The 22,783-nt window shown below is 68.0% G+C and carries 21 protein-coding genes; 7 read left to right on the top strand and 14 right to left on the bottom strand.

Annotation, left to right across the window (positions count from 1 at the left end; translation table 11 throughout):
* Positions 1-44: 44 nt before the first annotated feature.
* The gene (locus tag M3I54_RS30140) at positions 45-1,298 is read right to left on the bottom strand and encodes a YbiU family protein (RefSeq protein ID WP_254342479.1); all 1,254 of its coding nucleotides are present in this window, start codon (positions 1,296-1,298) and stop codon (positions 45-47) included.
* Positions 1,299-1,486: 188 nt separating this feature from the next.
* On the opposite strand from M3I54_RS30140, the gene M3I54_RS30135 reads away from it, so the two are divergent.
* Positions 1,487-1,915: a MarR family winged helix-turn-helix transcriptional regulator gene (locus M3I54_RS30135; protein WP_254342477.1), complete on the top strand. Its 429-nt coding sequence runs from the start codon at positions 1,487-1,489 to the stop codon at positions 1,913-1,915.
* On the opposite strand, the gene M3I54_RS30130 is transcribed toward M3I54_RS30135, so the two are convergent.
* Entirely contained in the window at positions 1,893-2,093 is a 201-nt protein-coding gene (locus M3I54_RS30130; protein ID WP_254342469.1) for a hypothetical protein, read from the bottom strand. The two genes, M3I54_RS30135 and M3I54_RS30130, sit on opposite strands and share 23 nt — an antisense overlap.
* A gap of 29 nt (positions 2,094-2,122) precedes the next feature.
* Here M3I54_RS30130 and M3I54_RS30125 point away from each other — a divergent pair, with 29 nt between their 5' ends.
* Positions 2,123-3,031, top strand: coding sequence for an MFS transporter (locus tag M3I54_RS30125; protein ID WP_254342467.1), 909 nt, complete (start codon positions 2,123-2,125; stop codon positions 3,029-3,031).
* 8 nt (positions 3,032-3,039) lie between these two features.
* On the opposite strand, the gene M3I54_RS30120 is transcribed toward M3I54_RS30125, so the two are convergent.
* Entirely contained in the window at positions 3,040-4,143 is a 1,104-nt protein-coding gene (locus M3I54_RS30120; RefSeq protein ID WP_254342466.1) for a PHB depolymerase family esterase, read from the bottom strand.
* 310 nt (positions 4,144-4,453) lie between these two features.
* Between M3I54_RS30120 and M3I54_RS30115 the strand changes: the two genes are divergently transcribed.
* From M3I54_RS30115 to M3I54_RS30100, 4 genes are all read left to right on the top strand, one after another.
* Complete coding sequence (locus tag M3I54_RS30115; RefSeq protein WP_254342464.1) at positions 4,454-5,026, top strand: chromate transporter; 573 nt, start codon at positions 4,454-4,456, stop codon at positions 5,024-5,026.
* Positions 5,023-5,592 (top strand): chromate transporter, encoded by a 570-nt coding sequence (locus tag M3I54_RS30110; RefSeq protein WP_254342456.1) that lies wholly within the window; start codon positions 5,023-5,025, stop codon positions 5,590-5,592. The genes M3I54_RS30115 and M3I54_RS30110 overlap by 4 nt, the downstream gene beginning before the upstream one ends.
* A gap of 130 nt (positions 5,593-5,722) precedes the next feature.
* Positions 5,723-6,052 (top strand): DUF4148 domain-containing protein, encoded by a 330-nt coding sequence (locus tag M3I54_RS30105; RefSeq protein ID WP_254342454.1) that lies wholly within the window; start codon positions 5,723-5,725, stop codon positions 6,050-6,052.
* Between the two features lie 315 nt (positions 6,053-6,367).
* On the top strand, positions 6,368-8,143 hold the full coding sequence (locus tag M3I54_RS30100) for a trypsin-like peptidase domain-containing protein (RefSeq protein ID WP_254342446.1): 1,776 nt from the start codon (positions 6,368-6,370) through the stop codon (positions 8,141-8,143).
* A 122-nt stretch (positions 8,144-8,265) separates the two neighbouring features.
* Here M3I54_RS30100 and M3I54_RS30095 read toward each other — a convergent pair whose 3' ends face one another.
* Genes M3I54_RS30095 through M3I54_RS30085 form a run of 3 tightly spaced genes read right to left on the bottom strand, consistent with a single transcriptional unit; the run spans position 8,266 to position 10,413 of the window.
* On the bottom strand, positions 8,266-9,111 hold the full coding sequence (locus M3I54_RS30095) for an anti-sigma factor (RefSeq protein WP_254342444.1): 846 nt from the start codon (positions 9,109-9,111) through the stop codon (positions 8,266-8,268).
* Positions 9,108-9,626 carry a sigma-70 family RNA polymerase sigma factor gene (locus M3I54_RS30090; RefSeq protein ID WP_254342442.1) on the bottom strand — a complete coding sequence of 173 codons (519 nt, stop codon included), beginning with the start codon at positions 9,624-9,626 and terminating at the stop codon, positions 9,108-9,110. Before M3I54_RS30090 ends, M3I54_RS30095 begins: the two co-directional genes overlap by 4 nt.
* 55 nt (positions 9,627-9,681) lie before the next feature.
* Positions 9,682-10,413, bottom strand: a complete 732-nt coding sequence (locus tag M3I54_RS30085; RefSeq protein WP_254342440.1) for a transcriptional regulator — start codon at positions 10,411-10,413, stop codon at positions 9,682-9,684.
* Positions 10,414-10,700: 287 nt separating this feature from the next.
* Here M3I54_RS30085 and M3I54_RS30080 point away from each other — a divergent pair, with 287 nt between their 5' ends.
* Positions 10,701-12,872: a hypothetical protein gene (locus M3I54_RS30080; RefSeq protein ID WP_254342547.1), complete on the top strand. Its 2,172-nt coding sequence runs from the start codon at positions 10,701-10,703 to the stop codon at positions 12,870-12,872.
* Positions 12,873-12,884: 12 nt separating this feature from the next.
* Here the strand turns inward: M3I54_RS30080 and M3I54_RS30075 are convergent, their stop codons facing one another.
* The 8 genes from M3I54_RS30075 to M3I54_RS30040 all read right to left on the bottom strand — a co-directional run bounded on the left by M3I54_RS30075 (position 12,885) and on the right by M3I54_RS30040 (position 22,709).
* The gene (locus tag M3I54_RS30075; protein ID WP_254342545.1) at positions 12,885-13,862 is read right to left on the bottom strand and encodes a diguanylate cyclase; all 978 of its coding nucleotides are present in this window, start codon (positions 13,860-13,862) and stop codon (positions 12,885-12,887) included.
* Between the two features lie 205 nt (positions 13,863-14,067).
* Positions 14,068-15,093, bottom strand: coding sequence for a chemotaxis response regulator protein-glutamate methylesterase (locus M3I54_RS30070; RefSeq protein WP_254342438.1), 1,026 nt, complete (start codon positions 15,091-15,093; stop codon positions 14,068-14,070).
* Positions 15,090-17,381 (bottom strand): hybrid sensor histidine kinase/response regulator, encoded by a 2,292-nt coding sequence (locus M3I54_RS30065; RefSeq protein ID WP_254342436.1) that lies wholly within the window; start codon positions 17,379-17,381, stop codon positions 15,090-15,092. The genes M3I54_RS30070 and M3I54_RS30065 overlap by 4 nt, the downstream gene beginning before the upstream one ends.
* Positions 17,378-18,070 carry a chemotaxis protein CheW gene (locus M3I54_RS30060; RefSeq protein ID WP_254342434.1) on the bottom strand — a complete coding sequence of 231 codons (693 nt, stop codon included), beginning with the start codon at positions 18,068-18,070 and terminating at the stop codon, positions 17,378-17,380. The genes M3I54_RS30065 and M3I54_RS30060 overlap by 4 nt, the downstream gene beginning before the upstream one ends.
* On the bottom strand, positions 18,063-19,538 hold the full coding sequence (locus M3I54_RS30055) for a protein-glutamate O-methyltransferase CheR (RefSeq protein WP_254342432.1): 1,476 nt from the start codon (positions 19,536-19,538) through the stop codon (positions 18,063-18,065). The genes M3I54_RS30060 and M3I54_RS30055 overlap by 8 nt, the downstream gene beginning before the upstream one ends.
* Positions 19,535-20,029 carry a chemotaxis protein CheW gene (locus tag M3I54_RS30050; RefSeq protein ID WP_254342430.1) on the bottom strand — a complete coding sequence of 165 codons (495 nt, stop codon included), beginning with the start codon at positions 20,027-20,029 and terminating at the stop codon, positions 19,535-19,537. Before M3I54_RS30050 ends, M3I54_RS30055 begins: the two co-directional genes overlap by 4 nt.
* Positions 20,030-20,042: 13 nt before the next feature.
* On the bottom strand, positions 20,043-21,716 hold the full coding sequence (locus M3I54_RS30045) for a methyl-accepting chemotaxis protein (RefSeq protein ID WP_254342428.1): 1,674 nt from the start codon (positions 21,714-21,716) through the stop codon (positions 20,043-20,045).
* 324 nt (positions 21,717-22,040) lie between these two features.
* The gene (locus tag M3I54_RS30040) at positions 22,041-22,709 is read right to left on the bottom strand and encodes a TetR/AcrR family transcriptional regulator (RefSeq protein ID WP_254342426.1); all 669 of its coding nucleotides are present in this window, start codon (positions 22,707-22,709) and stop codon (positions 22,041-22,043) included.
* Between the last annotated feature and the right edge of the window lie 74 nt (positions 22,710-22,783).

Here is a 22,783-nt window from a genome sequence, read left to right as displayed (position 1 = left end):
GCACGCGAATCGATGCACCGACACGCGCGGGTCATGTGCGTATGTCATGCCACGCCGCGCAAGCCGAGCTGGGTGCGGCCGAGCGGCGTGAGATCGGCCACGCCCGCCCGATCCGACAAATCGGCTTCGATATGCTCGGCGGGAAAGTCGGGCGGGCTGCGGCCTTCGAGGAAGCTCGGCAACTGGCGCTGCAAATAAGCGTCGTTTTTCGCGCAACCCGGTGTGGCCGGAATGTACATCACGTTGCTGTAGCCGCTGCCGCGGTGCTCGTCTTCCACGGAGTGAATCACGTCGCAGTGCCAGAACACGGCGTCGCCGGCCTGCATCTGAGGAATCGATGTCAGCGCATCGCACAGCGGCGCATGCCACTCGGGGCGGATCGGCAGCCCACGGCCCGGCTGCGCGCCACACAGGTCGTCCTCGGCCACGTCGTCCTGCAGCGCGCGCAAGAGGACGTACGCCATGGCATTGGCGATGGGCACGATCTGCAGCGTGCCGTCGCCGGGGCCCTGCGGCGTGAGCGCGGTCCAACCCTGGAAGGTGCGGAACATCGAAGAGGCCACGCGCGAAGGAATCTCACTCGCGTGCGTGCGGTACGCGCCGTCGAATGGGTCGTAGCGCCGCCAGTCGCCCGAGAACACGTGGCGATAGACCTGGCGGAAATTCTCGTCGACCCAGCGCTCGACCGCGCCGCCATCGCAATGCGCTGCGAGGCCGGGCGCGCTCGTCCCGGGCGGCCGACGCCGCAGCCGGTCGGCGTATACGGGCACGACATCAGGATCGAAATGCACGCGCCCTTCGCTCTCGTGGCGCCACAGGCGGTTGAGGAAGACGCGCGCGGCCGTGAGTTCGGCGGACTCGCGGGCCTGCACCTGCGGCCTCGACCAGTAAACGCCATAGATCAGCGGGCGGCTCGCTTCCGGCGGCAGGGCATTGCGCTGCGCCGCGCGCTGGGCGGCGCGCGCGTCGAGATCGTTGCGCGCCACGTAGTCGGCAATTTCGGCATCCCAGCGCGCAGCCTGCTCCGGTTCGAAGACGCGACGGATCACACAGGCGCCGCGCGCTTTCACGAGCGCGAGCGCCTCGGCGCTCACGCGCTGCGCCGCAATGTCGGCGAACGCGATTTCCGGAATCACGGCCTCGCCCGCCTCGCGCAGCCGGGCAATGTGCCGCGCTTCTTCGCCAATGGCCTGCGCGACGTCTTCGAACACTTCGCGATAGTTCGGCAGTTGCGCGCGCAACATGTTCTTGGCCTGCCGGATCGCGGCCGGGACATCGTCGATTTGAAGTGCCGCCATGCGTGTCTCCATCGGGGTTGAATGCCGTCGTTTGACGGCAAGCATACGCCTCAATGGCGCACGCCTGACGTTAGCCGTTTGGCATCCCTCTCCTCGGGTCTTCAAATTTTAAACAGCTAAACTTGCAAGTTTAGCTGTTTATCTTCATCATTCGATGATGTACCCCACCCGAATCCGCGTGGATCGCCATGTCTGCCAAAACCGCTGAACCCGCCGTCATCGACTTCATGCAGGCGATCGGCATGCTCGTGCGGCGCACCCGCAACGAGTCGCATGCGGGCGCCCTTTCGATGACCGAGTCCGTCGTCATGTCGCGGCTGACCAACGACGGACCCGCCACGATTGCCGCGCTCGCGCGCGCCGAAGGCATGCGGCCCCAGTCGATGGGCGCCACCGTCGCGGCGCTCGAGGAAATGGCCCTCGTCACGCGTACGCCACACGCGACCGACGGCCGTCAGTTGCTCATCGAGCTGACGCAAAAGGGCAAGCAACTGCGCAAGAAGACCCGCGACGCGAAGCAACTGTGGCTGTCGCAAGCCATCGCGGAGCTCGACGAAGACGAACGCGCCATGCTCTTCAAGGCGGGCAACATCATCAGAAGGCTGGCCGAACGATGAGCGGGACGCGTGAGCGCAGCGGTCCCGCCAGCCGGATTCCCCCGTCCGTCTGGAAGGTCGCCGTGGTCGTCTCCATCGGCTCGTTCATGGCGCAGATGGACTCGACACTCGTCAACGTCTCCCTCTCGGCCATCGCCCATGCGCTCCACTCGCCCGTTGCCACGACGCAGTGGATCATGAGCGGCTACCTGCTGGCCATGGCGCTCCGTGCTGGCGCGGGCGGCGTGGCCCTGGCTCTTTTTGATCAACGTGCCTGTCGGCATACTCGGCGTCACGCTGGCCACGCTCTTGCTCGCGCCCGACGCCGGTCAACCGCAAAGGCGCCGCTTCGATTTCGCGGGCTTTGCCTTGATCTCGCCTGGGCTCGCCGCGCTCATCTATGGATTCCAGAGCGCCATGCACGCCGAAGGCGCGGGGCTTCTGCTAGCCGGCGCCGTGCTGCTCGCGGGATTCGTGTGGCACTCGGTACGCCAGCCAACGTCGGCGCTCATCGACGTGCGCCTCTTTGCGGACCGGATGTTCGCGGTTCCCGCCATCACGCAATTCTTCGCCAACGGCATCATGTATGGACGGCAGCTTGCCGTTCCGCTCTACCTCATAGCAGGCTGCGGCTTGAGCGCCGCGCATGCGGGCTGGCTTCTCGCGGCGACGGGCGCGGGCATGATGGCTTCGTTCGCCTGCATGGGCTTTCTCACCGAGCGGCTGGGCTGCCGCGCGCTCGCGGCAGGCGGGGCGCTGCTGGCGCTAGTCGCCACGCTGCCGTTCCTGTGGATGACCGGCAACTCGTTCTCCACCGGCCTCGCGTTGGCCAGCCTGTTTATCGCGGGCGTGGGTCAAGGAACCATTAGTATTCCTTCGATTTCCGCCGCGTATGCCCGGATGCCGAAAGCACGGCTTCCGGTGGCGAACACCGCGTTGAATATCGCGCAGAGAATTGGCGGCCCGGTCGCGACCACGCTCATCTCCATCGCCGTTTCCCTGGCAGTGCCGAGTTCCTCCACTGCCGAACCGCGGCAATTCCTGCTGGCGTTTGCGGCCCTCTGCGGGCTGCATCTTCTGTGCTTCGCGGCGGCCATGCTGCTCCCAGCGAGAGTGCGCCGCGCAAACGAGGGCTAACGCCCCACTCACGCCATTTCACCTGCCGCACTTCGGCGCTGCCGCCGGAAGAACTGCCACATCATCGCCATCGCGTCGGGGCCTCGGTCCGAATGAAACGCTTCGCGCGGGTCGCCGCCGCTCCATGCATGCCCGAGCCCTCGAACGACACACACTCGCACGACGAGCCTGCCCGACTTGACATAGTCGGTGTACGCCACCGCGTCGCGGCTATAGGTCCGGATCTCTCCAACCCGCAAATCGCCCTGCGTGTCGAGCAGCCGGTTGACGCGCGCGAACTGCATGCCGAGCTGCTCGGCGTTGCGCCTGGCCACGACCGCGTCGATTTCGCCTTGCACGATGAAGGCCGGCACACCGGGATGGGCGGCGACGTCGAGAGCGGCATCGACCAGATGCACCGGGTCTTCGCGGCTGCCGTGGCGCATGACGTTCATCGCGCTCATCGTGGAACTGGCCGCACCGAAAACCGGCCCCGAGTGCAGGCCCACGGCGGCGAAGCGCCACGGATAGCGCATGGCGAGCACGGACGCGAGACCCGCTCCCGCCGAGATACCCGCCAGGTAGACGCACTCGCGATCGAATCCGTGCTCGCGCACGATAGCATCGACGAGCGAGGTGACCGCTGGCGCCTCCGACTGCGCATGATCGCCATGCCAGTGCCAGCATCGCTGTGCGTGCGCCGTTTTCGCCTGCTCGGGAAGCAGCACGGCGAAGCCTGCGCGATCCGCCAGCCGGCAAACCCGCGTGCCCGCGGCGAACGACTCCGCCGTCTGCTTGCAGCCGTGCAGCATGACCACGAGCGGCGTGCCATTGGCCGTGGCCGCGCCGGCGGGCAAATAGAGCGCATACGCGAGATGGTTGACGAGATGCCCGGCCCTGGGCGGCGCGGAATGATAGGAGCGGATCCACCTGCCGGCCGTGCCCAACGGTTGCGCACGCCCCACGTGCGCCCTCCCAGCTCGCCTCGCCGGTTTGGCTACCGGCCTCGCGACCGGCGCGGCCTTTGCGGGCGCCGTTTTGCGTGCGGCGGTCTTTTTCTTCGGTCGCGGTGCGCTCATGCGGGTGAGCAGTTCGAGACCTTTGAGCCAGACGCTGGTCTTTTTCCTGGGCATGAGCAATGGCGACAAGGCGTTTTGTTCACGTCACGCCAGGAGCCACGCGGCGGACAGCGTAATTACAGCGATCGAGCCGCTGCGAGTCCGACCATCATAGCGGCCCTGACCTCGCGCTGAATTTTGCGTGACCGCGCGCCGCTGACCGCGCCGCGTCACAAGTGTCGCGGCGCTATAATTTCGACGACCGTTGCCGCGCTGCCCATTCGAATACCGGTAAAAGACAGACTCACTCGCGCTGAAACCGGAAAGAAAGGCCGCACGCGACGATAGCCGAACTGTTCGGCATCACCCGCTTTCCGTCATCCCTGTGACTGCTTCCACGCCAAACGCCTCGCCGCGCCCCACGCTGTTCGGACTCTTTCTGATATTCAGCCGCATTGGCTTGACGAGCTTTGGCGGCGGTTTGAGCGGCTGGCTGTTGCGCGAATTCGTCCAGGATCGCCACTGGATCAGCGAAGAGGACTTTCTCGACGGGCTCGCCATCTCGCAGGCGCTGCCCGGTATCAACGTGAAGAACATGGCGATCTGGATCGGGCATCGGCTGCTGGGTTGGCGTGGCGCCGCCGTGGCCGTAACGGGCATCGTCGTGCCGCCCGCGTGTCTGATCGTCGTCATTGGCAGCGTGGTTGGCGCGCTCATCTTCCATCCGCTCACGCAGATTCTGATCGCTGGCGCCGCGGCGGCGGCCACGGGATTGTCGCTGTCGATGGGGGTCGTCACCGCACGGCGCGTGCGGCGGCAAGTGCTTCCGCTGCTGCTCATGGCAGCGACCTTTCTTGCGATCGGCATTCTGCGTTTGTCGCTGGTGTGGGTGGTCGTGACAGGCGGCGCCGTGAGCGTGCTCTACGAATACGCGGCGATCCGCCGGGGTGCGCGATGAATGCACGCCTGCTCCGTCAGCTAGCCGCCATTTTCGCGCCACTTTCGCTCGTGACAATCGGAGGCGGCCAGGCGATCGTCGCGGAGATCCAGCGTCAGGTCGTGGAAGTGCATCCGTGGATGACGCATTCGCAATTCGCCGCCGACTTCGCGATTTCGCGCATGGCGCCGGGCCCGGGTTCGCTGCTCGTCACGTTGATCGGCTGGCAGGTTGCCGGGTTCTGGGGCGCGCTCGTGGCGACCGCCGCGCTCTTGCTGCCAACCGGCATCCTCATCTATGGCGTCACGCATATCTGGGGTCGCTATCAGGGCGCAGCATGGCAGTTGGCGCTCGAGCGCGGCCTGCGCCCCATCGCGGCCGGCATGATGCTCGCGGCGGGCTGGGTGCTGCTCAAGTCGCTCAACGGCGGCATTCCCGCGAAGGCAATTGCCGTCGTGTCGCTTTGCGTGCTGCTCAGAACGCGGGTCAGTCCGCTCGTTCTTCTCCTTGCCGGCGCGCTCGCGCTCGTTGGGGTCAGCCTGATCGGCGCGGGTCTGCCGCATTGGCTCCAGGTGCAGCTCACGTAGAAAATCACCCCGCCGTTACAACTCCACGGGAATAGCAGCCCACCCGCAGCGGTATACCCATTGCAGTCTCCGTTGATTCGACCGTGCTCCCGCCGGTCGCCGAACCATGCTATTTCATCAGGAGTTCGAAATGATCATCCGCCGCCCGCTTTTCGCCGTGCTCGTCGTGACGGCTTGCATTGGCGCTGTATCCACTGCGTCCGCGCAGGGACTCACGCGTGCCCAGGTGCGCGAACAGTTGATCGAAGCACAGGCCAACGGCTCGCAATTCGTGACCGATAGCTCGTATCCCGACGTGAGCCCTATATCCGAGCAGCAAGTCGCGCATATGAAGGCACAACACCAACAGCAGGAACCCAGCGGCATGGGCGCGCCCATGCAGGGCACAAGTGACGCCGGCGCACCGCACACGACGTGTGTCGGGCCGGTGAGCTTCTGCAACCTGTATTCGGGTAGCTGAAAGCAATCGCCGGATCCCGCTAGCCGCCCGCGCTACAGCCGAACGCCCCGCTCGCAACGAGCGGGGCGTCTCACGCGCTTTCTCGGCGCCGCCCCTCCCGCCCCCAGCGTCCTGGCCAGCCGCAACGTCAGCAACGCGTCGTCTTCCATGCGCCGGGCATGCACCGTGACGCCTGCGTGCAGAATTGCGTGCGCTACAGGACAAACCCTGCCCCCCAATTGTCTTGTGGCGTGACTACACTATGGACGTCGGCACTCGTTTGCTATCCGCGTTCGCGTGCCGCCCGCCAGCACGATGACCACTGGGAGGTGTGCTGTGCTCCGCCTGATCTTCGCCCGCACTTCGCGCCCTGCGGCGGCGCTTGCCCTCGCGCTTGCCAGCGCTTTCTGTTACGAGGCGAACGCCGCAACGCCGCCTCCGCCCGCCGCCAAGCCGCCCGCCAACAAAGCCGCCGTCGATAAGGCCGCTAACGACAAGGCGGCAAGCGACAAAGCAGCCGCGCCGAAGACCGCCGCCGAGGCATCCGCGCCGGCGGCCATGGCGGCACCCGACTTCTTCTCGCTCGCCGAGCGCTACGGCCCTGCCGTCGTGCACGTGATCGCGCGCGGCGCCGACGACCCGACCTCGCCGGCCGAGCAGGAGGCCATCGATGCCGACGATCCTTTCTTCGCATTCTTCAAGCGCGCGCCGAAGCCGGCGTCCGACGCCGAAGCCAGCGGGCCGCGCGTGATGACGGGCGCGGGCTCCGGATTCATCGTCAGCCCCGATGGCGTCGTGCTGACCACGGCGCATGTCGTCGACAACGCCGAGCAGGTGACCGTGCGGCTCACGGACAAGCGCGAATTCAAGGCGGAGGTCGTCGCCGTCGACCCGCAAAGCGACGTTGCCGTGCTGCAGATCGACGCCCACGACCTGCCGTTCGTGAAGCTCGCCGAGACGGCGAAGGCGCACGCCGGCGAGCCCGTGCTGTCGATCGGATCGCCGGACAGTTATCAGAACACCGTGACGACGGGCATCCTCAGCGCGACGTCGCGCACGCTGCCCGACGGCCAGGCGTTTCCGTTCCTCCAGACCGACGTGGCGGTCAACCCCGACAACTCCGGCGGCCCGATCTTCAATCGCGCGGGCGAGGTCATCGGCATTGACGTGCAGATTTACGCGGACGGCGGCCGCTACGGAGGCCTGACCTTCGCGATTCCGATCGACGCCGCCAACCAGTTTCGCGCCCAGTTGCAGGAGCGCAAGGCGGCGCCCGCCGGCAGCGCCAATGCGGCGAACGCGGCAAACGCGGGCAATGGCGGCACGATCCGCACCTTCGGCATGCAAGTCGAAGACGTGAGCCCCGGGCTCGCGGCGGCGCTCGGCTTGCCGCACGCGGGCGGCGCGCTCGTCGACGCGGTCGATCCCGCCTCGCCTATCGGCAAAGCGGGCATCCGGACCGGCGACGTGATCGTGCAGGTGGGCAGCAAACCCGTCGACCGGGCCGCGACGCTCGCCGCCGTGCTCGCTGCCGTACCGCCCGCCACGCCGGCCTCGCTCAAGGTGATCCGCAACCGCCAGCCCGCGGTGGCTGGCTTCTCGAACACGGCATTCGAGGCGAAGGCGGCGGATGCGCCTGCGGCGGCAACAGGAGCAGCGGGAGCAGCGGGAGCCGCAGGGGCGACAGCCGCACAGGCGGCAGAAAGGACCGACGCGCCAGTCGCGCCCGCCGTCGGGGATGCGGCAAGCAAGGCGCCATCGTCTGACGTGCACGCCGTCAAAACGGTGATGACGGACACGAGCGCACAGCCCACCGCCGCGAGAACGCAGGCCCCGCGCCATGCCGCCGACCGCCTCGGTCTGATTGCGCACGAGCTGAGCGCCGAGGAAAAACGCTCGACCGGGCTGCCGCTTGGTCTGATGGTGGAAGCCTCCACCGGACCCGCCGCGAGCGCGGGCGTACGGGCCGGCGACGTCGTGCTGTCGCTCGACGACACGCTGATCGAGTCGCAGGAGGAAGCTATCGCGCTCGAAGCGAAGGCTACTAAGAGTATGTCGCTGCTGATTCAGCGGAATAATGCGCGCAGCTTTGTTGCTGTGAAGATCAGGTGATGGGCGCTGCGCGCGGTCCTGGCGCTTTGGCCTTTCCTTGTTTTCGCGTCGGTCTGCCTGCATACCGACGCGAAAGCAAGGAAAGGCCAAAAATCCAGGATAACCCCAAAAAACCCAAACCCTCACCGCGGCGTCAACTGCGCATAAACATCATGCGCAAGCTGCAGCAAGGCTTTGCGGTCGATGCCGCCCGAAAGCGCATAGCCGAAGTCGCCGTCCACCCAATAGAACACATTCACTGGCCCATCCTGATAAAGCTTGAACGCGGTGGTGTTGGCGCTCGTCTTGCGATGCGAGATACACAGTGTCACGCGCTCGCCTCGCGCGTTGTGATACATGAATTGTGCGACTTCGCCGCCGTCGTCGGCGGGCAACAAGCGCCCCCCCGAAAGCTCGAAGCCGCTCTTCGAGAGCATCGGCGCGCGCACGTTGGTGCCGAGCCGGTTGGCGAGCCACTTCACGAAGTCCTGCTCCTGGCTGTCGCTCATCGTGTCGGGCCGCGCCACCGTCGGCATGTAGACCACATGCGCGAGCGCCGCCTGCTGCGCGAAGCGCATCGAGCTGTCCACGCTCACCGCGCGCAGCTCGCCGCCGCCAGCCACGCCTGCGGGGCCGCCCGTGCCGCTCATGCCGTAGTGCATGCCCCACCCGATTCCGACGCCCAGCACCAGCGCCGCCGCCAGGCCCGCGAAGCGCGGCCAGTTCGCGGCCGGGCGCGCGCTTCCCACCGTTTGCGGCCCGTGCTCAGAGGCGGCCACGCGCAGGCGCGCGGGCAGCGGCTCGTTGAGCACGCGGTCGTAACGCTCGTGCAGCAGGTTGTTGAGCGCGAAGAAGTCGCTCGCGCGCGCGGCAAGCTCGGGGTTGCGCTCGAGCTCGCGCTCCACATCGGCGCGGCGCGCCTCGGAAAGCGTGCCGTCCACGTAGGCGTGGATCTCGTCTTGCGTGACCGGATTTTGTTGCTCGCTCATCGCACCACCTTCAGATTCGCACGCGGGACGGAACCGGCCATGAGCGCCCGCAAGCGCTCACGTCCCCTCGACAGACGCGACATGACCGTGCCGATCGGTATGTCGAGCGCCAATGCGACATCGGCGTAGCTCATTTCCTCCAGCCCTACCAAAAGCACCACCTCGCGCTGCTCCACCGGCAGGCGCTGCAACGCAAAGTCCAGATCGCGCACTTCGAGCGCGCCCGTCTGCGTGGGGGGCACCGCGTAATCGGTTTCGGGCACGCTATCGTCGTCGACGGAAACGTGCGCGCCGCGTGCCGCCGACTTGCGCACCTGGTTCACGAAGAGGTTGTGCATGATCGTGAAAAGCCAGGCGCGCAGGTCGGTGCCCGAACGAAACAACTCCGTGCGGGCGATTGCGCGCTCGAGCGTGTCCTGCACGAGGTCGTCGGCAAGCTCACGGTTGTTGATCAGCGCGCGCGCGTAGCGTCGCAGGCGCGGCACGTGTTCTATCAGCTCGTCACGGATGTCCATGATTCATCCTGGATTGCTGCAAGGGTCATTGCGCGGTTTGCATCGTCGGGCGGGTTCACGATCCCTCGCCTTCCCGCGCCGGCGGCGTGGCCAGCGTCGCGAGGTCCGCCGCGCGCATCAAGCCGCGCGTCTGGGCGTTGCCGGCGAGCACCCAGCGCGTGCCGCGCTCGCGCCACATCAGGAGCCGCAGCGGACCCGCGCGGTGTGCGCTCCACTGGGGCGCCGCGCCGGCCAGCCAGGCGCGGCTCGCGAGCAGCACCACGCGCTCGCCCTGGCTGTTCTCGTAGACATAGCGCAGCGCGCTCGCGAACGGGCCAACCCGCACTTCGCCGCCGCCGAGAAAGCGCAGGCCCGCCGCGCCGAAATCGAACGGCGCACGCGCCGCGCCTGCTTCCAGCGCCTCTGGCTGCGCGTTTTCGGCTTCCATCAGCGCCATGACCGCGGCATTGTTCAGCACTTGCTGCGACGGTTCAGTCACACCGACCCACGCCAATGCGGCGCCCGCCATCGCCACGGCAGCCGCGATAGCGATAGCGTAGCGCAACACCCGCCTGCTTCGAACTGGGGCGGTGCGCGACTGCGCCGTCTGCGCGGCCGGCGCCGGATATGCATCGCGGATCTGGGCGTTCAGGCGCCGGTAGAACAGGATGCGATGCCATTCACCGGGCTTGCCCGCGAGGTAGTGCCGCACGTGCGCCGCCCGCGCGCCGGCGAGCGTACCGTCGCTATAGGCCTGGATATCGGCTTCGGAAACCGGCGGCTCGTCGAGCGGCCCGCGAAACTTCATGGTCGTGGATCGATGCGGAATAGGTGGCGATGCGGGGGCAAACACACGGCAGGCGCGGATTATTCCTGCGGGCGGCGAAATTTCCGTTTTGCGCGGGGATCGAGCGATTTTGCGCCATGCGGGCGGCCCATTCATCGCATCCGCATAAGAAAACGCCACATTACCCGCACTGAATAATATTTGAATTATTTCCTTAAATGCGCATGCGAGCATCACGCCCAACTGCCGCACACCCTGCGGCAGGTTCGTGATTGATGGGAATTCAAGTGAAAAATGCTGCTCGCCTTATGGCCTTGTCATTCGCGCTGCAAGGCCTCGCCATTCAACCCTGCGTTGCGCAAAGCACGCTCAACTACACCACGTCGTGGATCGGCAACAGCTTCGGTTTCGGCGACGGCAAGTGGATGCAGCAAGACGTAGAGGCCATTGCCGTCGCGCCCGACGGCACCGTCTACGCGAACGCGCCCTGGGACGAAAGCGGCAGCGAAATAGGCGTCTACCGCGGCGGCGACAAGCTCGCCGTGGCCGGCAACACGCACGGCTGGGGCAATGCGGGCGGCGACGCCATCGCGGCGAACAGCACCTATGTGTATGCCGCGATGTCGATCGGCAACCAGAGCAATGGGCTCGTGGGCGCGGACTATCCGCCCGCCAACCAGACGTGGTTCGGCGTGACGCGCCGGCTGCGCTCGAACGTGGCGCAGGGCGCGCCCGTCGCGAGCGGCATTGGCAACAGCGCGAACGCGACGAAAAACAGCTTCCTGCGTGTGCTCGCCGCGCCGAGCGGCAGCGACGGCGCCGTGCGCGGCCTCGCCGCCACCGACGCCGAGTTGTACGTTTCCGATACCGCGGACAACCGTATTGTGGTCTACGACGCCCAAACCATGCGTCAACTGCGCTCTTTCACCGTGCCCACGCCGGGCCGCATTGCGCTGGCCACTAACGGTACGCTCTGGGTGATCCAGGGTATGCAGGACGCGAACGGCCCGAGCATCGGTCACTACCGCAAGGACGGCACCGCGCTCAACGATGCGCCCGTTCTGCCCGCGGGCGCCGTGCCCACCGACCTCGCCTTCGCGCCTTCTGGCCAGCTTTCGATTGCCGACAACGGCCCCTCGCAGCAGATTCTGCTCTACGCACGGACGTCCAGCGGCCAGATGACGGCAGCGGGCACACTGGGCACGCGCCAGGGCATCTTCCACGTCGTGGAGGGCACGCCCGGCGACTGGCGCTTCAACGGCATCACCAGCATTGGCTACGACCAGGCGGGCAACCTGTACGTCGCGCAAAACGGCCAGGGGCCGCGACCGTACGGCACCGCGCTCGTCGGCCAGGGGGCGGTGCTCGAAAGTTACGCGCTGGGCACGCGCACGCTGGGCTGGCGGCTCTATGGCCTGACCTTCGTCGATGCCGCCGCCTTCGACCCCGCCAACACCGCGAACGTCTTCACCGGCTCGAAGCGCTTCACGCTCGACTACAGCCAGGCGCCCGGCAAGCAATGGACCTATGCGGGCTTCACGCTCAACGGCTTCGCGTATCCCGACGATCCCGCGCTGCACTCCACGCGCGGCGTGCGCGGCTCGCCCATGGTGCGCCGCTTCAATGGCCAGCCGTTCCTCTATACGCTCGACCAGTACGCGCACTACCTGAACATCTACCGCTTCTCGCCCGCGACCGATGGCGAAGTGGCGATTCCCTCTGGCCTGCTCGCCCAGAATCCGATGCCCGGCAACTGGCCCGCCGGCCAACCGACCTACGGCGAGTGGATGTGGCGCGACGCGAACGGCGACGGCCACGTGGACGCCAGCGAGATCACCTCGAACCCCTCGACGGGCGCGACTGTCGGCGACGGCTACTGGTGGGTGGACACACCCGGCAACGTGTGGCTCGCCACGCCTCTATCGGGTATTCGCGAGATGCCGATGCAAGGGCTCGACGCGCACGGCAATCCCCAGTACACCTATGCATCGTCGAAGATGTTCCCGATGCCTGCGCCGTTCAACCGCATCGCGCGGATCGTCTACGTCGCCGAAACCGACACGATGTACATCACCGGCTTCACCGCGAACATTCCGTGGGATGCGTCGCACTGGAAGGAAGCCGGACCCGTGCTCGTGCGTTATGACAACTGGTCGAGCGCTTCGCCCACGCTCACGTGGCAGGCGTCGTTGCCCTGGAGCACGAGCAGCAGCCCCCAGGTGACGACGGTGGGGATCGCGGTGGCCGGCAACTATGTATTCATCGCGGAGCTATACACGCAGAAGATCGACGTGTACGACGCGCGTAGCGGCCAGATCGTCGGCTCGATGACGCCCGGTGCGGACGTGGGCAACACGAGCGGATGGGTGGACATCTATATGGGCATGAGCGCCGCGCAGCGCGACAACGGCGATTACGTGGTGCTCGTCGAGGACGACGCGCGCGCCAAAATCCTGATGTACGACTGGACGCCGGGTTGAGGCGCTTCGCCTTTATGCCCGCCCTGACACCTGCGTGAAAAACGCCACGCGATTACGCCCGTCGCGCTTCGCGCGGTAAAGCGCGGCGTCGGCTTCCTCGATCAGCGCCGTTTCCGCGAGCCCCGGCGCGGGCGTGAGCGTCGCCACGCCAATGCTGATCGTGAGGTGCTCACTCACGGCGGAGCCCACGTGCGGCAACGCGAGCCCCGCCACGTCGCGGCGCATTTTCTCGGCGAGCAGCCGCGCGCCCGCGCTGCCCGTGCCTGGCAGCACCACGGCGAACTCTTCGCCGCCGAAACGCGCCACGAGGTCGCGCGGCTGACGTATCTCGCGGCGGATCGTCGTCGCCACCGAGCGCAACACGTTGTCGCCTGCCACGTGGCCGTAGGTGTCGTTATAGGGCTTGAAGTAGTCCACGTCGATCATCAGCAGCGACACTTCGGTGCGCTCGCGCTCCGCCCGTTTCCATTCGGCGCTCAGGAACTCGTCCAGATAGCGCCGGTTCGAGAGGCCAGTCAGGCCATCCGAATGCGTGAGGCGGCGCAGTTCGAGGTTCGCGCGGAGCAGTTCCTGCTGCGAGCGGCGCAGCGCGCGATATGCCTCGTCGCGCTGAAGCATGTTTACGTAGGATCGCGAATGATATTTGACGCGCGCGATAAGCTCGAGGCTGTCCGGCAGCTTGACGAGGTAATCGTTGGCCCCCGAGGCGAACGCCGCGCTCTTGATGGCGGGTTCTTCCTTGGTGGAGAGCACGATGATCGGCACGTCGCGCGTCGCCTCGTTCGCGCGGTACGCGCGCACGAGCGTGAGGCCGTCGGTGCCCGGCATCACGAGGTCCTGCAGGATCACGGTCGGGCGCACTTCCTCGGCGGTGCGCACGGCCTGGTCGGGATGCGCGCAATAGTGGAAGTCGATCTCGCGTTCGCTTGCGAGCGCCCGGCGCACGGCCTCCGCCACGATCGCCTGGTCGTCCACCAGCAGCACCATCATCGGCGTGTCGGCGGCGGGCAGCGGTTGCTCCAGCGCGCTGCGCACGGCATCCAGCGCGACGGCGAGCGAAGCGTCGTCGGCGCCGCTGAGGTCGAGACCGGCGTCGAGGCCGACGTCCGGCCCGGTGCTGTCGGCAACGTTTGCGCTGGTTGGAAGAGTGGACTTCTCGGTCATGATGTCGGTCGCGTCTCGTGATGGCTGGCGTCTAGCCGGCAGGTTGATGCGGTGGTTTCACCCGGCTCACTAGCTCGGGGGCAATGGCGCCAAGCGGCAGGATCGCGCGCGCGGCGGAGAGCGCCGCCGCCGCCTTGGGCATGCCGTATACGGCGCTCGTCGCCTCGTCCTGGGCGATGGTGTGCCAGCCTTTGGCGCGCATCGCCTTCAGGCCGATGGCGCCGTCGCGCCCCATGCCCGTGAGCAGCACGCCGATCGCCTCGCCCATCCAGCGCTCGACGAGGCTGTGAAAGAACGTATCGACGGAGGGACGGTAGGGTGTGTCGGCCGGCTCGCGAGTGTAAGCCAGCTTGCCGCCCGCTGTCATGCGCAGATGATCGTTGGTCGCGGCGAGCAGCACGCAGCCGGGCTCGGGCGGCTCGCCTTCGAGCGCGATGCGCACCGTGAGCGGCGTCTGGCCGTCGAGCCAGGCGGCCATGCCCGCGGCGAACGACTGGTCCACGTGCTGCACGATCACGATGCTCGCGCCGAAGCCGGCGGGCAGCGCACCGAGCACGGTGGCGAGCGCGCTGGGTCCGCCCGCCGAGGCGCCGATCGCGAGGAGCGGCGCATTCGGCATGCCCGAAGCCGTGAACGCCGGCGCGCGCGCGGCGAAATCGAGCGCGCCTGAAACACGCCCGATCTGCTCGATCTTCGCGAGCAGCAGGTCCATGGTGCGGCGCGTATCGGGCCCGGCGAGCGTGGGCGTGTCCACGGCATCGAGCGCGCCCGCGCCCATCGCCTCGTACACGCGCCAGGCGTTCGCGCCCACGCTGCTCGTGACGATCAGGATAGGGCACGGCGAGCGCGCCATGATCTGCCGCGTGGCCTCCACGCCGTCGAGCTTCGGCATCACGAGATCCATGAGGATCACGTCGGGCACCTGCGCCGCGCAGAACTGCACCGCTTCCTCGCCGTTCGCGGCGACCCACAGCACGCGATGGCCCGGCCGCGTCGCGATGGCCTGACGCAGCGCCTCGACTGCTAGCGGCATGTCGTTGGCGATACCGATTTTCATCCCGCCGCCTCTCCGATCAGGTCGTTCACCGCGTCGAGCAGTGCTTCATCGTGGAAGCTGCCCTTGGTCAGATAGTAGTCGGCGCCTGCGTCGAGGCCGCGCCGCCGGTCGTCTTCACGATCCTTGTACGAGACGATCATCACCGGCACGTTGCGATGCATCGGGTCGCCCTTGATCATCGTGACGAGTTCGATGCCGTCCATGCGCGGCATGTCGACGTCGGTAATGACGAGGTCGAAGTGGCCGTTGCGCAAGGTGCTCCAGCCGTCCATGCCGTCCACCGCCACCGTGACGTCGTAGCCGCGTTTTTCGAGCAGCTTGCGCTCCAGCTCCCGCACCGTCAAGGAGTCCTCGACAACGAGAACGCGCTTGCGTGCGCGCGCCCCGTTGTGCGCACCGCCGCGCGCCACGCCCGCGAGTTGCCCGTCGCGCACGAGACGCCCAACCGACGTCACGATGTCCTCCACGTCGACGATCAGCGCGACCTCGCCGTCGTCGAGCAGCGCCGCCGCCGAGACGTTGCGCACCTTGCCCAGACGCGCGTCGAGCGGCTGCACGGCAAGCGTGCGCTCGCCCGCGAAGCGGTCCACGGCCACGCCATAGAGACCCGCCTCGCTGCCCACCAGCACAACGTTCAGGTCTTCCGTGGCCGTGGCTTCGGCACCCGCGCCGAGCAGCTGACGCGCGGTCACGAGTCCCACGGGCCGCCCTTCGAAGGCAATGTGCTGCTGACCTTCGAGCATCTCGATCGCGCTGCGCGGCACGCTGAGCGCGCGGCGCACGTGCGCGAGCGGAAACGCATAGGCTTCGCCCGCGACCTCGACGATCAGGCTGCGCACCACCGAGAGCGTGAGCGGCAACTGCAGCACGAAGCGCGTGCCCTGCCCCGCCGCGCTCTCGATGCGCACCGTGCCGCGCACGGCCTTCGCGAAGTTCTGCACGGCGTCGAGGCCTACACCGCGGCCCGACACGTCGGTGACGGTATCGCGCAGCGAGAAGCCCGGCAGCAGCAGGAAGTCGAACAGCTCGGCGTCGGACATCGCGGCAACGGCCTGGGGCTGCGCGAACGAGCGAGCGACGATACTCCCGCGCAGTGCGTCCAGATCGATGCCCGCGCCGTCATCGGCCACGGCTATCAGCAGTTTGCCGGCGCTATGGCGCGCTTCGAGTGTGAGGCTTGCCTCTTCGGGCTTGCCCGCCCGCCGTCTTGTTTCGGGGTCCTCGATACCGTGGTCTAGCGCATTGCGCAGCAGGTGGCCGAGCGGCGCGTCGAGCATTTCGAGGATGTCGCGGTCCACTTGCGTCGACTCGCCGGTAATCGCGAAGCGCACGCGCTTGCCGAGCGAGCGCGCAAGGTCGCGCACCACGCGCGGATAGGTGTGCGCCGTATCGCCGAACGGCCGCATGCGGCATTGCAGGGCCTCATCGTAGAGGCGCTGCGCGAGTTGCGTGCCGCGTCGATCGATGCGATCGACGTCGTCGAATCGTTCGGATAGCTGACGATCCAGCGACACAATCGCATTGCGGATAGCTGCGAGCGCGGCGCGAGCGTCGACGTCGAGCGCATCCCCGTGGCGTTCCTGGAACTGTCCCAGCGCCGCAAGCACGTCGCCCTGCGCGCGGCGCGTGCGCAAGAGACCCTCCGCGAACGGCCGCATGCGGCGCGACTCCACGAGCGATTCGCCCGCGAAGCCGAGCACGCGGTCGAGCGTGCCGGCGCGCACGCGCAGCATGCGCTCGGCGTCGGCCGAACGGGGTTGCGAGAGTTGCGCCAACGGCGCGGGTTCGACGTCGCCGGACGCCACCGACTCACGCTCCGGCACGGGCAGACGCAGTGACGCCCCCAGCGCGGCGAGATCGTCGGTCTCAGGTGCGCTCGCGGCGGCGCTGGCGGCGCCGGGTTGTGCCCCGCCCTCGAGGCGCGCGACGAATGCCTCGACCGCCTCGGGCGAAAGCGGCGGCGCCGCGGCATCGCCTGCCGCAATCAGCAAGTCGATGCCGACGAGCAGTGCGTCGATGCGCGCCGCGTCGATGCGCAACTCACCGCGCTGCGCGGCCACGAAGCTATCCTCCATCGCGCTCGCCACCTCGACCGCCTCCGGCAGTCCGACGATACGCGCCGCACCCTTGAGCGAGTGCGTCGCGCGCATGCAGGCTTCGAGCGTGGAGGCATCCCCGGGCGCGGACTCCAGCGCGAGCAGGCCGGCGGAAAGCGTGCGCGTTTGCGCCGCCGCCTCCTCATGGAAGAGGTCGAGGAGCGAGCGGCGGCTCAGTTCGTCGTCGCTCATCGCAGACTCCTTGCAAGCGCATCGAATAGCACCTCGGCATCGAGCACGCCCACCGAACGCCCGCGCCAGTGCGTCACGCCGCGCACATGCCGGCCGGCCGATTGCGCGAGCGTGGCGGGCGCAGGCAGGAGCGCGTCGGCGCCGAAGCTCGCCACACCCTCCACGGCATCGACGGGAAACGCCGTCGTCGCGCCCGCCCATTCCGTTACGAGCAGGCGCGGCGTGGCGGCGCGCGACGGTGCACCGGGCGCCGCGGCATCGATACGCAGCAGCGCGGCCAGCGACACCGCGAGTGTGAGCACGCCGCGCACGTTCACGACGCCCAGCACGGCGGCGCTGCGCCGGTGCGGCAGCGTGTGGATGGCGCGCGCCTCGTCCACCTGGCGCAGCGCGGTAGCGGGGAGCGCGAGCCACTCGCCGCCCACGCGAAACACGAGCGAGCCTTCGTGGCGCGTCTGCGTGCCCGCAGACTCAGGCGCGCGTTCGAGCGCAAGCGCGGCTGGCGCAAGCGGCGCGGGACGGTCGAGCATGCGCGCCGCCGCTTCTTCGAAAACCGGGCAATTCAGGCAGCGCACGCACGTTTCGAGGCGCGGGCACGAGTTGTCGCCAAGCGTGCCGATGGTTTTCCAGCACTGATCGGGTGGCTGCGCCGTCGGCGCGTGCTCCTGCGCGAATTCACGCTCAGGCATGCGGGCCTCCTGCGTCCAGTTCGCCGCGCTGTGCGACGTCCTGCGCTGCGCGCTGAGCACGGCGCATCAGTCGGCGTGCACCTTCGGCATCGCCCTGCACTTCGAGCAGCGCCGCCAGGTGCGTGAGCGCTTCATAGTGCGAAGGCTCCAGATAGATGGCCTTGCGATAGTGCGCGAGCGCAACGGCTGTGCGGCCCTGCGCATCCGCGATCAGGCCTAGCAGGTACCAGGTGCCCGCGTTATGCGTCAACGCCTGCGCCGCTTGCGCGGCAAGGCGTTCGGCCTCGTCGAGCGCGCCTGCGTCGGCCAGGCGCCGCGCGTCGGCGAGCGCGGCTTCGGGCGTGGAACCGGTGGACTCCCCGCCCGCCGCATGAGCGTTCACCACGGCCGCCGCGCGCGGAGCCGGCGCACCGTGCAAGGGTCGCAGCGCGAGCCGCGGCGGCGCGGGCCGGCGCGCTGCCGCGGCCACGGGCGCGTCCAGCGGCGTGAACACCGGCGCGCTGCCGAATGCGGGCGCCGCTGCCGTGGCGGCAATGACCGGTAGCGGCGTAAGCGCGAGCGGCACGGCGGCCGCCGGGCTCGCTGGATGATGATCCGCCGTCGCGCCGGGTTCCGGCGTGCGAAAACCGAACGCGAGCGGAATATAGGCGGACACCATCTCATGCCGCATCATCAGCCCCGTTTCCGCCGGTCCGACGAAGATCGTGCCGCCCGCCGTAAGGCGCGCACGTAGCAGGTCGATTGCGCGGTCCTGCGCGGCGCGGTCGAAATAGATCAGCACGTTGCGGCAAAAAATGAAGTCGTAGCGCACCGGGTGCGGTGCGAGCCAGTCGAACAGGTTCGCGCGTTCGAAGGTCACGGCGCGGCGCACCGTCGCGGCGATACGCCATCCGTCCGGCGTCGCCTCGAAATAGCGCTCGCGAAACCCGATGCCGTCGCCGCGAAACGCATTGCGGCCGTACACGCCGCGCGCAGCCGCCACAATGGACTGGGCGCTGATGTCGATCGCGTCGATGGCGAACTGCTCGTGCGCCAGCCCCGCGTCGAGCAGCGCCATGGCCGCCGAGTACGGCTCCTCGCCAGTCGAGCACGGCGCGCTCAGCACGCGCAGCACTTCGCCCGGCTGCGCGGCCAGCCGCTTCGCACCAAGGCGCGCCAGCGCGGCGAAGGCCTCGCGCTCGCGAAAGAACCAGGTCTCCGGCACCACGAGCGCGTCGATCAGCGCCTGGCGCTCGGCAGGCGTGGTCGTGAGACGCTGCCAGTACGCTTCGCGCGCCCATTCGGGCAGCGCGGCACCGCTCATCCACTCCTTGCGCGTCAAGGCCGGATGCAGATCGGCCTGGACCTCGACGGTCACTGCAGCCCGCGCGCCCACCGCGCGAGCGAGCGCGTTGGCGCCCAGCGATTCGGCGTCGATGCCGGTTTCGTCGAGTAGCCAGGCGGCGAAGTGCGGGTCGGCCTGTCTCATGGCGCGCCTTGCCACGAGGGCGGATCGGGAAAGAGCAGCGCGCGCACGCGCGCGTCGAGCAGTTGGGCGACTTTCACCCACTGCACGAAGCCCCGCTCGTCGCGCGCGATGGGACCAAGCCAGCGCGCCTCGGGCGTGGCGATGCCGCCTTCGGCAAAGCGCTCGGGCGCAATCGACTGCGTGCGCGTCGCGCTTTCGAGCAGCAGCGCGAGGCGGCGCGGCGGCGCATGAGCGGCAGCCGGGCCGGAGGCGTCGCCAGCGTCATACACGAGCACGAGCCGCGTGGACATAAGCGTGCGCGCGGGCCGCCCAAGCGCGAGCATCGGCAGATCGACCACGGGCACGGGCGCGCCCTCGTAGTCGATCACGCCGGCGATGTACGCGGGCGTGCCCGGAAACGCGCGCACAGGCGCGAGCGGCAGCACGTGCGCGATCTCGCGGGCATCGAGCGCGTAACGCTCGCCGTCCAGTTCGAACACCAGGAAGAGCATCGCCGCTCCCGCGTCACGCCTCGATCCTGAACCGCGACACGCCGGTGCGCAGTTCGTTGGCGACGAGCGTGAGATTGTCGATGGCCTGCGACGACTGGCGCAGCGACTCCGCCGTCTGCTGGGCGGCTTCGGAAAGCTGCGTGAGCGCCTGGGTGATCTGCTCGGCGCTCGTGGCTTGCGCCTGCATGCCGTCGTTCACAACCTGGAAACGCGGCGCGAGCGTCTGCACCGCACCGATGATCTGCGAAAGCTGCGCACCCACGGCCTGCACGTCGTGCATGCCGCGCCGCACTTCTTCCGCGAACTTGTCCATGCCCATCACGCCTGCCGACACCGCCGACTGGATCTCTTTCACGGTCTGTTCGATGTCGTAGGTCGCCACGGCCGTCTGGTCGGCGAGGCGGCGGATCTCGGTCGCGACCACGGAGAAGCCGCGCCCGTACTCGCCCGCCTTCTCCGCTTCGATCGCCGCGTTCAGCGAAAGCAGATTGGTCTGGTCGGCCACCTTCGTGATCGTCGCCACGACCTGATTGATGCTCACGGCCTTCTCGTTGAGGATGGCGAGCTTGGCGTTCACCGAGCCCGCCGCTTCCATCACGCTGCGCATCGTGTCTTCCATGTGCGTGAGGCCGCTCTGGCTCGTGCTGGCGAGCCCGGCCGACTGCTCGGCCACCGTCGCCACCTCGCTCATGGTGCGCACGAGGTCCCGCGCCGTGGCGAAAATCTCGCGCGAGGTCGCGCCGATCTCGGTCGTGGTGGCCGCCGTCTCGCTCGCGGTGGCCTGCTGCTCCTTCGACGTCGCGGCCACCTCGGCCACCGAGGTCGTGACCTGCAGGGACGACTTCTGCGCCTGGGCGACGAGGCTGGCCAGTTCGTCGCTCATGCGGTTGAAACCGTCCTCCAGCACGCCGAATTCGTCGCCGCGGTTCAGCGCGAGGCGCTGCGAGAGGTTGCCGGTGCGCATGGAGTCGTGCACCTCCACGAGCCGCGCCATCGGCACCGTGATCGCGCGGTAGAGCGCGTAGCCCGTGGCGAGCGCGGCGAGCAGCACGACGCCCAGCGCCGTGGCGAGCGTGATCTCCGTGCCCGTGACCGAGCTGCGGATGGTCTGCGCGGACTCGTCGGCCTGCTGACGGTTTTCGGTGACGAGCGCGTTGGCCGTGGCGAGCACATCCTGCCAGGCCGGGCCGATCTGCGCGAACGCGGCCTGCGCGGCCGGGCGCGAGGCGGGCAACTGGCTCGCTACCGCCTTCGCCATCGGCAGATACCGCGCGTAGGCGTCGCGAAAGCGCTGGAAGCGCTCGCGGTCGTCGCTGCGAAACAGCGTGCGCTCGTAGTGCCGAGCGTTCTCCTCCACCTGCGCCACGGCCGCGGGCAGGCTGGACAGGTCGCGGGCAACGCTGTCCGCGTCGGCATCGACGAAGGCCGCGCGCTCGACGAGTCCATAGGTCTGGTTGGCCGCCGCGCGCAGCGAGGTCGCGTAGAACAGGCCCGGCACCGAATCGCTCGTGAGGCTCATCGCCTCGCTGTCGATGGCGCGCAGGCGATTCCACGAGACCGCGGCCATTGCGAGCATCAGCACGAACAGCAAGCCAAAGCTGAGGACGATACGCGTGCCGAGGGTGTAGCGACCCTGAGTCTGTCGAGGCAGGCCGGCTTGGCCGGAACGGGGCATGGCGGTACTCATTGCGCTAAAGACTCTCCGGTGGCGTGGGCCGGCGCGCCGACCCTGCCGGCGAGGCGGGGCGCGGCTGCGCAGGGGGAGGCCGCGCGCGGCGGCCTCGACCGCCGTAGTGTAATGCGTTTGCGTACTTTTATGGGACAAGCGACGCTAGCTGACAGCCACGCAGGGCGGGGCTTGCCGGACTTTTGGAGATGAATTTGCAGGCTTCGCCGGGGCGTTTTGGCAGCATAGCGCGGCGCCGTGCGGGGATGCGGGCGCGCCACGGCATGCGTCACGCATCGGCAGGCGCGCGGGAAATGGCCGGGGCGGCCGGGGCACTGGGCCGTCTTACTTCTTGACGAAGCGCAGCGTGGCGTCGACGACCATCTCGCGATGGCGCGTGCGCAGACGCGGATGCGAGGGGTCGCGCCCGAACGCCGCGCCGAACGTGTGGCGGTTGCCCACGCGGTGAAAGCACATCGAGCTGATGAGCAGGTGCAGGTCGATGGGATCGATGTCTTCGCGGAACGCGCCACTCGCCACGCCGCGCGCGAGCAGGTCTTCGATCGTGCGGATCGCGCTGGCGTTTCGGCTGCGGAAAGTCTTCAGGCGCTCGATGTACTTCGCGCCGTGAATGTTCTCGATGGTCACGAGGCGCACGAAGTCGCGGTGGCGGTCGTGATAGTCAAAGGTGAATTCGACGAGCCGCCGCAGGCCTTCCGTGGGGCCCAGCTCGTCGATGTGCAGGTCCAGTTCGAGCGCGCGGATGTCGCCGTAGACCTTGTCGAGCACCGCTTCGTACAGCCCTTCCTTGCTGCCGAAGTAGTAATACAGCATGCGCTTGGTGGTATTGGTGCGCTCGGCGATCGCGTCTACACGCGCGCCGGCGAGACCCATCGCCGAGAATTCGGCAGTCGCCACTTCGAGGATATTGCGCTTGGTCTGCTCGGGATCGTACTTGCGCCGGCTTTCGGATTGAGCTTCGTTGCGTTCGGCCGAAGCCGCCGGTCTTGCCATGTTTTTTTGGCCCGCAGCAGGGAAGGAATGCGGGTGATTTTAGCATGGGGGATGGGGCGCTAAAGCGCTGGGGG

The sequence above is a fragment of the Paraburkholderia sp. CNPSo 3274 genome (assembly GCF_024206475.1).
Classification (GTDB): Bacteria; Pseudomonadota; Gammaproteobacteria; order Burkholderiales; family Burkholderiaceae; genus Paraburkholderia.
This window is presented reverse-complemented; position numbering and strand designations above follow the sequence as displayed.